The organism is Lichenibacterium minor, from assembly GCF_004137685.1.
In the GTDB taxonomy this organism is placed as follows: domain Bacteria; phylum Pseudomonadota; class Alphaproteobacteria; order Rhizobiales; family Beijerinckiaceae; genus Lichenihabitans; species Lichenihabitans minor.
Genome location: NZ_QYBB01000140.1, coordinates 1 through 1491 on the forward strand (window position 1 = coordinate 1; position 1491 = coordinate 1491).

1 protein-coding gene is annotated in these 1491 nt (G+C 68.4%); it reads right to left on the reverse strand.

The features are described 5' to 3' along the window. Positions 1-28: 28 nt before the first annotated feature. Positions 29-1390 (reverse strand): IS66 family transposase, encoded by a 1362-nt coding sequence (tnpC, locus tag D3273_RS27700; protein ID WP_129230261.1) that lies wholly within the window; start codon positions 1388-1390, stop codon positions 29-31. Between the last annotated feature and the right edge of the window lie 101 nt (positions 1391-1491).

Here is a 1491-nt window from a genome sequence, read left to right on the forward strand (position 1 = left end):
GTAATTGCTCACGAGGTCGTGCTGCCGTTCAGGCCGGCACGGCGATTGGCTGGCCTCGCAGCGTGAGGCGGATGGCATCGATGGCGCGAACGGAGCGTCGTCGAGCCGTCTCGATGACGGACCTGATGTCGGCATAGAGGTGGGCGCCCCACTCCTGGCGAAAGCCGTTGGTGATCTTGCGATAGACCGCGCAGGGACGCAGCGCCCTTTCCGACCCGTTGTTGGTCGCTTCGAGATCCCGGTTCTGGACGAAGACGAAGAGTTGCGATCGGACCTTGAGGATCATGCGTTTGAGCTTGGTCCCGGCCGGGTGGGTTGGATCGAGCGCCATGGTGCGGTCGAGGCGGCGCTCCAGGTCGGCCTCGTAGGCTTTCAAGGTTGCGTTCTTGAGGGTCGTCCGCCGCCGCCCGATCGCGCAGGCCCGTTCGAGCAGGTGTTTCAGGCCGGGCCCGAGCACAGCGTCGCCGGCCTCGATGGCGTACTGGACGTCGCGGATCAGGTGCGCCAGGCAGACCTGATGGTCCTTCCTGGCCCAGCCCGCCTGGGCTCCGAGGCGGTCCGAGGTCCAGAAGTCGGGGCGGTGGTCCCCGAGGAAGGCCTCCACCACCGCTTTCGAGCGATGCGCATCGGCGACGAACACGGCGCTGTCGCCGTGGTGGAACACCCACAGCCACCAGTTGGCGCGGCCGACCCGCACCCCGGTCTCGTCGGACGCTATGGCGGTGCCGCCGAGCAGGCGCACCTTGATGAGCGACACCCCGGCCTTGAACGGCGCGGCGGCGGCAGACAGCATGTTGACGAGCGCGCCCTCGCTGATCGTCAGGCCGAAAAGGTCGAGGAGCGCGTCGCGCAGACGCGCCAGAGGGATGCCCTGCACGGCGCGCAGATAGATCACGAAGGCGCGGATGTTGGGCCCGAAGGGCGAGCCCGGCTCCAGGCCCGCTGGTGGCTCGGCCTTGAACCGCTTGGCACAGCACGGGCACGTGCCGCCGTGCAGCGACACGCGCGTCACGTCCGGCTCGGTCGTCGGGATCTCCACCCGGTCGTAAACCTCGCAGGGGCTCTGCTCCGCCCCCGACACGTCGGCCCCGCAGGCCTGACACGACAGCGCCAGCACGTCGTGGTGGCGGGTCGGGTTGGAATGGAGCAGCCGATGGGCGCCGGGATGGGGCTTGGCCTTGCGCTTGGGGACGGAGGGCAGCGACGGCTTCTGCCCCTTCGACGGCGGCAGGCTCGAGTTGTCCGGCGTCTTGGGCGGCAGGCCGAGCTTGGCCTCCAACTCAGCGACACGCGCCGCAAGGGCAGCGTTCTGCGCCATGAGCACCTCGATCCGCTCCAGCAGGGAAGCGATCAGAGCGTCCTTGTCGATGGGCGGGGTGGGCGTGTTCACGCCACCCTTGATTCACATCCCAAGGCCGTCGTCGACCCAAAAATCCAACCGCTTCCCGACGCCCGCGACACCACACCAGCCCAGGGGAGGTGAGCAATTAC